This window comes from Bradyrhizobium sp. 31Argb, from assembly GCF_043638955.1.
Lineage (GTDB): Bacteria > Pseudomonadota > Alphaproteobacteria > Rhizobiales > Xanthobacteraceae > Bradyrhizobium.
In genome coordinates this window covers 1-10,079 of the sequence record NZ_JBEGDB010000292.1, presented here as the reverse complement: position 1 = coordinate 10,079, position 10,079 = coordinate 1, and the positions used below count along the sequence as shown (strand labels likewise).

7 protein-coding genes are annotated in these 10,079 nt (G+C 65.1%); 2 read left to right on the top strand and 5 right to left on the bottom strand.

The genetic code is table 11. The features are described 5' to 3' along the window. Positions 1-72 precede the first annotated feature (72 nt). Complete coding sequence (locus AAFX91_RS34700; protein ID WP_394569560.1) at positions 73-1,074, bottom strand: flagellar motor protein MotA; 1,002 nt, start codon at positions 1,072-1,074, stop codon at positions 73-75. A gap of 609 nt (positions 1,075-1,683) precedes the next feature. Here AAFX91_RS34700 and AAFX91_RS34695 point away from each other — a divergent pair. Together AAFX91_RS34695 and AAFX91_RS34690 are read left to right on the top strand one after the other, a co-directional pair. Next, positions 1,684-2,895, top strand: a complete 1,212-nt coding sequence (locus tag AAFX91_RS34695; RefSeq protein WP_394569559.1) for an efflux RND transporter periplasmic adaptor subunit — start codon at positions 1,684-1,686, stop codon at positions 2,893-2,895. A 6-nt stretch (positions 2,896-2,901) separates the two neighbouring features. Further along, complete coding sequence (locus AAFX91_RS34690) at positions 2,902-6,060, top strand: multidrug efflux RND transporter permease subunit (protein WP_394569558.1); 3,159 nt, start codon at positions 2,902-2,904, stop codon at positions 6,058-6,060. A 136-nt stretch (positions 6,061-6,196) separates the two neighbouring features. On the opposite strand, the gene AAFX91_RS34685 is transcribed toward AAFX91_RS34690, so the two are convergent. From AAFX91_RS34685 to AAFX91_RS34670, 4 genes are all read right to left on the bottom strand, one after another. Then, a complete protein-coding gene (locus AAFX91_RS34685) occupies positions 6,197-6,988 on the bottom strand; it encodes an inositol monophosphatase family protein (protein WP_394569561.1) in 792 nt (263 codons plus the stop codon). 87 nt (positions 6,989-7,075) lie between these two features. Continuing rightward, positions 7,076-8,155 (bottom strand): SEL1-like repeat protein, encoded by a 1,080-nt coding sequence (locus AAFX91_RS34680; protein ID WP_130579009.1) that lies wholly within the window; start codon positions 8,153-8,155, stop codon positions 7,076-7,078. Further along, positions 8,152-8,838: a thiamine phosphate synthase gene (locus AAFX91_RS34675; protein WP_130579008.1), complete on the bottom strand. Its 687-nt coding sequence runs from the start codon at positions 8,836-8,838 to the stop codon at positions 8,152-8,154. Before AAFX91_RS34675 ends, AAFX91_RS34680 begins: the two co-directional genes overlap by 4 nt. After that, positions 8,839-9,864: a class I fructose-bisphosphate aldolase gene (locus tag AAFX91_RS34670; protein ID WP_394569557.1), complete on the bottom strand. Its 1,026-nt coding sequence runs from the start codon at positions 9,862-9,864 to the stop codon at positions 8,839-8,841. It abuts the gene before it with no gap. Positions 9,865-10,079 lie beyond the last annotated feature (215 nt).

Genomic DNA, 10,079 nt, shown 5'->3' with positions numbered 1-10,079 from the left:
GATCATGATCTCATCTCTTTGTTTGAGCATGATCTTTTCGGAAAACCGGTTTCCACTTTTCCGGATCATGCTCTAACTCTTCTCCGGCTGGCGGGCGAGGCGTTCGAGCAGGCGCTTGATCTCGCGGTTCTGCTCGCCTTGGCCGTCAGCCCATTCCCGGATCATCTGTTGCTCGGTGCGCATATGCGCAACCAATCCCTGGATCGCTTCGGCGAGATTGGTCATCGCCGCGGTGGTGCCGCGGCTTCCCCCGCCTTCCTCCACCGCGACACGCAGCCGCTCGATCGCGTGCTGCAGGTTGCCGCCACCACCCGCCGCGGCCACGACGCCGTCACCGGCATATTCCCGCACCGTGGTCGCAAGCCAGTCCTCAAGGTCGGTATAGAAGCGGTTCTGCGCCTGGCTGGATTGCAGGTCGAGGAAGCCGAGGATCAGGGAACCGGCGAGGCCGAACAGCGAAGACGAGAACGAGATGCCCATGCCGCCGAGCGGCGCGGCCAGGCCTTCTTTCAGCGTGTCGAACAGCGCGCCGGCGTCGCCGCCGACTTTCAGCCCATCGATCACCTTGCCGACCGAGCCGACGGTTTCGATCAGGCCCCAGAAGGTGCCGAGCAGGCCGAGGAACACCAACAGGCCCGTCATGTAGCGCGAGATGTCGCGCGCCTCGTCGAGGCGAGTCGCGATGGAATCGAGCAGGTGCCGCATCGTCTGCTGGCTGATCGACATCCGCCCGCTGCGCTCGCCGCCGAGGATCGCCGCCATCGGCGCCAGCAAGGTCGGCCGCCGGTCGATCGCGAGCCCGGGATCGGCGATCCGGAAATTGTTGACCCATCGCACCTCTGGATAGAGCCGGATCACCTGGCGGAACGACAGGATGATACCGATCAAAAGCACCGCGCCGATCAGCGCGTTCAGCCCCGGATTGGCGAAGAACGCGACGACGATCTGCTTGTAGAGGACGATGCCGATCAGCGCGCACAGCACAAGAAATACCAGCATCCGCACCAGGAAGATCCGTGGAGAGGACAATTTGCTGAGTTCGGTCTCCATGTCGGAGCGGGGAGAGGAGGGCATTGCCGGCATGTCCGTTGCGAAAAGCCGCGTTGGGCAGCCAATATGGCACAGCGGCCACGGGAAAAAAGATCGGAAACCGGGTATTTCGGGGCGGAAGCGGAACAGGACAGCGACGGCGGTCGTGTCATCCACCGAAATCGTCGCGGTCGAAGCTGTTCCGCCTGTTGCGAATTGGCCGACATCGGTCGTAGCCGCACGCGCCCGCATTTCCGGATCGCGCATTCGTCCGCCATTGTCGAAGCGGGCGAACCGATGTCGATGCCGGATAACGAGAGACGACCGAGCAACCGGAAAATGTCGGCAGGGATTCTCCGTTACAGCGCGCCCGCTTGATTCGGAGATAGCAGCAGATCGGCGGTAGCCACGCTGTGTCGAGGAAGGCGTAGTAAGTTACCCCCACAAGCTCCGATGGAACCGGTTTCACAATCCGGTGAATCGGAGAAAAACATGCCAATTCAATATATTATACGTGTGTGACATTGAGCCGCCGCAGCGATGTATTGCGTCGCAGCACCTCGACCTTATCCTGAACGGCGTGACAGGCGGAGTCGGCAGCGACGCCGCGCTGTCATTTGTGTTCAACAATTCAAACTCAGGGCGACGCTTTCAATGTCCGGACTACGCGCACGAACGGCATGCATTCTCCTGATGCTGGCCGCCACGGCGCCACTGCTAGCCGGCTGTGATGAGCCGACTGCCGCGACCGCTGCGTCGGAGGCGGCGCCCGAACCCGAGGTCAGCGTTGTCGTCGCCAAGCCGCAGTCGCGCGCGGTGGTGCGCGAGCTGCCCGGCCGCGTTGCGCCCACGCGCGTCGCCGAAGTCCGCCCGCGCGTTTCCGGCATCGTCGTCGAGCGCCTGTTCCACCAGGGCACCGAGGTGAAGGCCGGCGATCCCCTGTATCGCATCGATCCGCGGCCATTCGAGGTCGAGGTGCAGTCCAATCAGGCTGCGCTCGCACGCGCCAAGGCCGTGCTCGATCAGGCGGCCCAGCACGCGCATCGCGTTACGACCCTCTACAACCAGAAGGCGATGCCCGAGGCCGAGAACGAGAAGGCGATTGCCGCGCAGCGCCAGGCCGAAGCGGATCTCGCGGCCCGCGAGGCCGATCTCGCGCGCGCCAAGCTCAATCTGGATTACGCCACCATCCGTGCTCCCATCGACGGCATCGTCGGCGCCGCCCTGGTCAGCGAAGGCGCGCTGGTGGTGCAGAACGACTCCACCTCGCTTGCGACCATCCAGCAGATCGACCCGATCTATGCCGACTTCACCCAGTCGGTCACCGAGCTCAACCAGCTACGCCGCGCATTCGAGACCGGCGAACTTGACCGCATCGCGCCTGACGCGATGAAGGTGCGCCTGTTGCAGGACGATGGCACGATCTATCCGATTCCCGGCAAGCTGTTGTTCTCCGACGCCAAGGTCGACGCCTATACCGGGCAGGTGACCCTGCGTGGCGAGTTCCCCAATCCAAGGCGAGAGCTGCTGCCGGGCATGTATGTGCGCGTGCTGATCGAGCAGGGCATCGACTCTGACTCGATCGCGGTGCCGCAGCAGGCGATTCAGCGCAATGGCGGTGGCGGCAGCGAGGTGTTCGTGGTCAAGGACGACGGTCGCGTCGCGGTTCAGCCCGTCCGTACCGGCTCGCTGCAGAACGGGCAGGTGTTCGTGACCGAAGGTCTGAAGTCCGGCGACCGCGTCGTGGTCGAGGGCTTCCAGAAATTCGCGGCAGGCGACAAGGTCCGACCGCAGGCGTTCACCGAGGCGGCGGATGCTTCGACCGCTGTACCGGGGGAAAATAAAGCCGCGCAAGCGCTGCGGTGATCCGAGATGGCGAGCTTTTTCATCGACAGGCCGATCTTCGCCTGGGTCGTCGCGCTCTTCATCTGCCTGATCGGCGCGATCTCGATTCCGCTGCTGGCGATCGCGCAATATCCGATCATCGCGCCGCCCTCTATCTCGATCTCGACCAGCTATCCCGGCGCCTCACCGGAAAATCTCTATAACAGCGTCACCCGGCTGATCGAGGAGGAGCTGAACGGCGCCTCCGGCATCCTGAATTTCGAATCCACCAGCGACTCGCTCGGCCAGGTCGAGATCATCGCCAATTTCGTCCCGGGCACCGAAACCAGCCAGGCCTCCGTCGAGGTACAGAACCGCCTCAAGCGCATCGAGGCGCGCCTGCCGCGCGCCGTGATCCAGCAGGGCATCCTGGTCGAGGAAGCCTCCAGCGCGGTGCTGCAGATCATCACGCTGAATTCGACCGACGGCAGCCTTGATGAAATCGGTCTCGGCGATTTCATGATCCGCAACGTGCTCGGCGAAATCCGCCGCATTCCCGGCGTCGGCCGCGCCACGCTCTATTCGACCGAGCGCTCCTTGCGCATCTGGCTCGATCCGGCAAAGCTGGTCGGTTATGGCTTGACCGCCGATGACGTCAACAAGGCGATATCAGCGCAGAACGCGCAGGTCGCCTCGGGCAGCATCGGTGCCGAGCCGGCGACGGACTCGCAACGGGTTTCAGCGCTGGTTCTGGTGAAGGGCCAGCTCTCCTCGCCGGACGAGTTCGGCGCCATCATCCTGCGCGCTAATCCTGATGGTTCGACCGTGCGCCTGCGCGACGTCGCGCGGCTGGAGATCGGCGGCCTCAGCTACCAGTTCCAGACACGCCTCAACGGCAAGCCGACGGCGGGCCTCTCGGTCCTGCTGTCGCCGAGCGGCAACGCGCTGGCGACCGCAAGCGCGGTGGAAGCCAAGATGAAGGAGCTGTCACGCTTCTTCCCGGCCAACATCTCCTACGAGATCCCCTACAACATCACGCCCGTGGTCGAGGCCGCGATCGAGAAGGTGCTGACGACGCTGGTCGAAGCCGTGGTGCTGGTCTTCGTCGTGATGTTCCTGTTCCTGCAGAACATCCGCTACACCATCATTCCGACCATCGTCGTGCCGGTCGCGCTGCTTGGGGCCTGCGCCACGCTGATGATGCTCGGCTATTCCATCAACATGCTGACCATGTTCGGCATGGTGCTCGCGGTCGGCATCCTCGTGGACGACGCCATCGTCGTGGTCGAGAACGTCGAGCGCATCATGGCCGAGGAAGGCTTGCCGCCGAAGGAGGCGACCCGCAAGGCGATGTCGCAGATCACCGGCGCCATCATCGGCATCACGCTGGTGCTGGTTGCCGTGTTCATCCCGATGGCGTTCTTCCCGGGATCGGTCGGCATCATCTATCGCCAGTTCTCGGTCACCATGGTCGCCGCCATCGCGTTCTCGGCGCTGCTGGCCCTGTCGCTGACGCCGGCGCTGTGCGCGACATTGCTCAAGCCGGTGACCGCAGGCCATGGCCATTCCCGCAAGGGCGTGTTCGGCTGGTTCAACCGCACACTCGATGTCACCCGCGACGGCTATACCCGCACGGTTCGCGGGACGCTGAAGCGTACCGGGCGGCTGATGCTGATCTATGTGGCGCTTCTGGTCGGGTTGGGCTGGGGCTTCGTGCGGCTGCCCGGCGGCTTTCTGCCGGTCGACGACCAGGGCTTCATCACCACCGACGTGCAGACGCCGTCGGATTCCTCCTTCGCCCGCACCGAGGCCGCGATCGAGAAGGTCGAGAAATATCTCCTGGCGCGCTCGGCCATCGAGAACGTCACGTTCCTCACCGGCTTCAGCTTCCTCGGCCAGGGCTTCAACACCGCGCAGGCCTTCATCACGCTGAAGGACTGGTCGGAGCGCGGGCCGAAAGATTCGGCGGCCGCGATCGTCGCCGACATCAACCGCGACCTTTCATCGATCCGCGACGCCAAGATCTCGGCGCTGCAGCCGCCGCCGATCGACAACCTCGGCAACTCCTCAGGCTTCTCGTTCCGCCTGCAGGACCGTGGCCAGAAGGGTTACGCCCAGCTCATCGCCGCCGCCGACCGCCTGATCGCGGAAGCCAATGCCAGCCCCGTGCTGCAGAAGGTCTATATCGAAGGCCTGCCGCCGGCGCCGCAGGTCAATCTGGTGATCGACCGCGAAAAGGCCGGAGCCTTCGGCGTCACCTTCGAGGACATCAACAATACGATCTCGACCAATCTCGGCTCGAACTACATCAACGATTTCCCGAACCGCGGCCGCATGCAGCGCGTCGTGGTGCAGGCGGACAAGTTCACCCGCATGAATGCGGATGACATCCTCAACTACAACGTCAAGAACAACCGCGGCCAGCTCGTGCCGTTCTCGTCCTTCGCCACGATCGAATGGCAGAAGGGGCCGACCCAGATCGCGGGTTTCAATTATTATCCCGCCGTGCGCATCTCCGGCGAGGCGCGCCCCGGCTACACCTCGGGCGATGCCCTGAACGAGATGGAGCGGCTCGCGAACAGATTGCCGCGCGGGTTCGGCTATGAGTGGACCGGACAGTCGCTGCAGGAAAAACTGTCGGGCTCGCAGGCGCCGTTCCTCTTGGCCTTGTCGGTGCTGGTGGTGTTCCTCCTGCTCGCCGCGCTGTATGAGAGCTGGACGATTCCGATCGCGGTGCTCCTGACCATACCGCTCGGCGTCACCGGCGCGGTGATCGCCGCGAGCATGCGCGGGCTGGCCAACGACGTCTATTTCACCGTCGGCCTGATCACCATCATCGGCCTCGCCGCCAAGGATGCCATCCTGATCATCGAATTCGCGAAGGATTTGCGGGCCCATGGCAAGCCGCTGATCGAGGCGACCGTCGAAGCCTGTTCGCTGCGTTTCCGCCCGATCCTGATGACCGGCCTCGCCTTCGTGTTCGGCGTGTTCCCGATGGCGATCGCCTCCGGTGCCGGCGGCGCCAGCCAGCAGGCGCTCGGCACCGGCGTCATGGGCGGCATGATCGCGGTCGTGATCCTGGCGCTGTTGATGGTCCCGGTGTTCTTCGTCAGCGTCCAACGCGTGCTGGCCGGCGACCGCGAGCCGAAGCAGGCCCCGGTGCCGGAGCCGCACGCGCCGCCGGCACCGGCTCCCCAGAAGCCATAAGCGCAATCGCTCAGAGCCGTCATGCCCCGCGGCGGGGCATCCAGTACCCACTTGGGCCGGAGATGACGCATCACTGGCGCCGCGGGTTACTGGATCATCCGCCTTCGCGGATGATGACAGCGAGCAGAGGCACCTGCTATCCCAGCGGCTTCAAAATCTTCACCAGTTCGCCGTGCACGAATTCGTTACCGCAGACCACGTGTCCGGTTTGCAACGGATCGTCATTGCCCTCGATCCCGCTCACGGTGCCGCCGGATTCGCGCACCATGATCTGCCCGGCCGCGACATCCCAGGGTTGCAGGTTGCGTTCCCAATAGCCGTCGAGGCGGCCGGCGGCGACGAAGGCGAGGTCGAGCGAGGCGGCGCCGAAGCGGCGGAAGCCGGCGACCTTGTTCTGCAGCACGGCCATCTCTTTCAGCGCCAGTCCATGGTCGCCGCGGCCGATATGGGGCAAGCCGCAGGCGACCACGCATTCGTCGAGCCTTCGGCGGCCGGCGACGCGCAGGCGCTGGTCGTTGAGGAAGGCGCCCTTGCCGCGCTCGGCGATGTAGAGCTCGTCGTTGGCGGGGTTGTAGATCACCCCCGCAATCACCGTGCCCTCGCGCGCCAGCCCGATCGAGATCGCGAATTGCGGGATGCCGTGCAGGAAGTTGGTGGTGCCGTCGAGCGGATCGACGATCCAGCTATGGCTCTTGTCGGTGCCCTCGCGGGTGCCGCCTTCCTCGCCGATGAAGCCGTAGCCCGGGCGGGCCTTGGCGAGGTCGGTGTAGAGCATCTCCTCGGCGCGCTTGTCGGCCAGCGAGACGAAGTTCGCCGGCCCCTTCAGCGACACCTGCAGGTGCTCGATCTCGCCGAGATCGCGCTTGAGGCTGCGGCCGGCGCGGCGCGCGGCCTTGACCATGACGTTGATGAGGGCGGAATAGAGCATGATGGAGGGCTTGTCGGTGGGAAAACGGCCCAAGCGCCGTCGGAGATTTCCGACTGCGTGCCCTCTCGGAATGGCGCCGTCAAGGCGTCATTTGCCGGTGCCGAGCCATTTGCGCGCGGCCTCCTCGCCCTTGGCGCGGTCCTGCGGGCTCATGTCCAGCAGTATCTCATCCAGTTCCGGATCGCCCTTGCCGGCGGTCTTGGCGACGGTGTGCCATTTCAACGCCTCGACTTTGTCCTGCGGCACGCCCTGGCCGGTGGCGAGCAGGCGGGCGAGGCGGTTCTGCGCGATCGGCGAGTTCTGCCGGGCCGCCTTGCGCAATAGCGCCACGGCCGCCGGCTGGTTCCGCGGCGTGCCGGAGCCGTTGTAAAGCGCGATCGCATATTCGACCTCGGCATCGACATTGTCGGCGAGTGAGGCGGCCTGCAACAGTCGCACCGATTTCTCGAGATCCTTGGGCACGCCCGTGCCCTCCTTGTAGAAGGTCGCGAGCGCATATTGCGCTTCGGGGCTGCCGGCGTCGGCCGCCATTCGCAACAATTCGGCACAGCGCTTGAGGTCCTGCGGCAGGGTCTGGCCGTCGAGATAGAGCAGCGCCAGATTATAGGCCGCTTTGGGATTGCCGAGCTTGGCTGAGGACGCCAGCAGCTTGACCGCCTCGTCCTTGTTCACGGGGGCGCCGCGGCCCGCAAGCCGCATCATCGCCAGTGCGAACATCGCCTCGCGGTCGCCCCCATCGGACGCGCGCTGATACCATTCGATCGCCTTGCCGTAATCTCGCTTGACGCCGAGCCCGTTGGCATAGAGCTCGCCCAGCATCGTCATCGCCTTGGGGTCGCGGGCGTAGTTTGCGCGGTTGGTGGCGAGGTCGAAGGCGGTCTTGTAGAGGCCACGCTGATAGGCGCCATAGACGAGATCGACATTGGGATCGTCGAACGGGTGCGTCGGGCTCGGCGATGGCGTCGGTGAAGGTGCTGGCTTCGGCGCGGGCTGCTTCTTCTCCGCCGCGGCCTTCGGCTTCGGCGCAGGCTTCGGCTGTTCCTTCTTTGGAGCCGGCTTGCTGGCCGGCGCCTGTGCCGCGGGCGGCGTCAGCGAAATCTGCGCGACCGCGCCCGTCGTCAGCACGGCGCAGCCGAGCACCACGGCTATCGGACGCAGCAGGCTCATTCCGGAGTCAGTCCTGCCCTTGCCGTCCCAAATGCGCTCGCATGCGCTTCCCGGATGGTCGCGCCGACCTCCGCGAGCGCCGCGCCGGCGCCGCGCTGGTCGGCGAAGATGAAGTCGCCGACCAGGACGAAGTCTGCGCCGGCGGATGCAAATTCGAAAGCTTCTTCGCGCGAGGTGGCGTAGCCGACGCAGGGCGGCTCGAACAACTCGTCCCACCAGTTGAGCCGCTCGGCGATCGCCTGCGTCGAGGGCCGCTGTCCGTGCGCATCGGGCTCGCCGAACAGCACGTAGTCGGCGCCGAGCTCGCCGGCGGCCATGGACTCGTGGCGCGTCGGCAATCCGCCGACGCCGGCGATGCGGTCCGGCTTCAGCGACGGCAGCGCCTCCTCCAGCGCGACAAGGCCGGTGAGATGCGCGCCGTCGGCGCCGGCGCGTGCGACGAGCTCGACATGGCCGTCGATCAGGAGCGCGGCGCCGGCGTTCTGGACCACCGGCGCCAATGCCTTCACGCGCGAGATCATCGTGCGTTGGTCGGTCTCGCGCAGCCGCACCAGCACCGCCGCGACATCGGCCGCGGCGAGCAAGGCGGGCAGGCTCGCGATGAGTTCAGAGGGATCTTCCACCACCGGCGCCGCGAGATAGAGGCGCGGCGCCGGGCGCGGCGGAACGGGCTTTGCGGGCAATTATGCCACCTTCTTTTCCAGGCCAGTCTCCCACTCGCCCTTGCTCGCGAGCGCGTTCATGCGCGCGCGGTGGGTGAAGGCGCGCTGGCCGGCCGCGACATTCTCGGCCTTGCCGGACCACGCCTTTTGCGGCGCCGCCTGCAGCGCGCGGCCGTAGGAGAAGGTGAGCTTCCAGGGCAGGCCGCCGATCCGGTTCATCGCGTCAAGATGCGCGGTCGCCTCTTCATCGCTCTGGCCGCCGGAGAGGAAGGCGATGCCCGGTACACCCGCGGGCACGCAGGCCTTCAGAAGGCGAATGGTCTTTTCCGCAACTTCCTGAATCGATGCCTGCTTCGGGCTCTTCTTGCCGGATACCACCATGTTCGGCTTCAGCACCATGCCTTCGAGTTCGACGCGCTGCACGAACAGTTCGTGGAATACGGTGTTGAGCACCTGCCGCGTCACCTCATAGCAGCGGTCGATGTCGTGGCCGCCGTCCATCAGCACTTCCGGCTCGACGATCGGCACGATCTGCGCCGCCTGGCACAGCGCGGCGTAGCGCGCCAGCGCATGCGCGTTGACATGGATCGCGGTCGTGGTGGGAATTCCTTGTCCGATGTCGATGACTGCGCGCCATTTCGCAAAGCGCGCGCCGCGCTCGTAATACTTCTTCAGCCGCTCGGCAAGCTTGTCGAGGCCGACGGTCACGAGCTCGCCGGGGCAGGCGGGCAAGGCTTGCGTGCCCTCGTCCACCTTGATGCCGGGGATGCTGCCGGCCTGCTCGATCAGCTTGACCAGCGGCGTGCCGTCCTTCGCGTTCTGCCAGATCGTCTCGTCATAGAGGATGACGCCGGAGACATATTTGCTCATCGCCTCCGTCGAGCGAAACAGCATCTCGCGGTAGTCGCGACGGTTCTCCTCGGTCGATTCCACCCCGATTGCGTCGAAGCGCTTCTTGATGGTCCCTGAGGATTCGTCGGCGGCCAAAATGCCCTTGCCTGGGGTGACCATGGCAAGCGCGATCTTGTTGAGGTCAGCCAGATTCATGGAACGTCCTCCAGATGGTTTCATGCCCTTGCAAACCAAAATAGGCGGTTATCGGGCAATTGCCTAGAAAACGTTCGCCGCGGCGGGGCGCTAGAACATGACGACATTAACGTAGGTAGTAACCGCAATTGCAGTGCCCTCCCTCTCCCGCTTGCGGGTAGGGGAATCGCATATGGCCTTAGGGGGTATTGCATAGCGGAGCGAATTGGATTCTT

Coding starts and splice junctions, on each gene's coding strand:
- AAFX91_RS34700 (WP_394569560.1), bottom strand. CDS start 1,074: ATGCCCTCCTCTCCCCGCTCCGACATGGAGACCGAACTCAGCAAATTG.
- AAFX91_RS34695 (WP_394569559.1), top strand. CDS start 1,684: ATGTCCGGACTACGCGCACGAACGGCATGCATTCTCCTGATGCTGGCC.
- AAFX91_RS34690 (WP_394569558.1), top strand. CDS start 2,902: ATGGCGAGCTTTTTCATCGACAGGCCGATCTTCGCCTGGGTCGTCGCG.
- AAFX91_RS34685 (WP_394569561.1), bottom strand. CDS start 6,988: ATGCTCTATTCCGCCCTCATCAACGTCATGGTCAAGGCCGCGCGCCGC.
- AAFX91_RS34680 (WP_130579009.1), bottom strand. CDS start 8,155: ATGAGCCTGCTGCGTCCGATAGCCGTGGTGCTCGGCTGCGCCGTGCTG.
- AAFX91_RS34670 (WP_394569557.1), bottom strand. CDS start 9,864: ATGAATCTGGCTGACCTCAACAAGATCGCGCTTGCCATGGTCACCCCA.